Genomic DNA, 578 nt, shown 5'->3' with positions numbered 1-578 from the left:
TAACCTCGACGGAGACGCTGGCACCGTAGGCAAAATCGGGTTTCCAGGTGACGCGACCATCCCAGGTATAGCGGCTGGCAAAATGTTCTTTGCTGTATTTGCGCAGTTGTCCGTATTCGGCATCGTTGTAGTATTCGTTGCCGTAGCGCACCGCTTGCTGACGCGAACCCCACCATTGCAGACGGTTGTACAGGGTTAACCCGTACTCCTGCCATTCGCTGGTCAACTCCAGATTGAACTTGAGCGGCGAGTTATAGTTGGTGGACGGCAAATCTTTGGCATCGATGACTTTGCCGTTATACCAGACTTTATCGGAGTTCAGACGCGTGCTGGGATCGAAGAAAGAGTAGCCCTGATCGCTCGGCGTGTTGTTTTTGCTTTGCTGCCAGGAGACAGAACCATTCAGTACGTGAGTGGCATCGGCCCATTCCCAGGGCTGGCTGTTGCGTACCGACAAGGTCACCGCATCGTGTGAGCTGCGACCGCCGTTATCGAAGGTACGAATCTTGGATTGATCGCCCGTGGTGCCGGGATACTTGGTGCGGCTGCGTACTTCATCATGACCTTCACGATGCACA

At 54.3% G+C, this 578-nt stretch carries 1 pseudogene; it reads right to left on the bottom strand.

Annotated elements, in window-relative coordinates:
* Positions 1 to 578: pseudogene (locus tag J5224_RS34230) on the bottom strand (TonB-dependent receptor); the annotation flags it as partial.

It is taken from the genome of Candidatus Symbiopectobacterium sp. NZEC135 (assembly GCF_025962695.1).
This window is presented reverse-complemented; position numbering and strand designations above follow the sequence as displayed.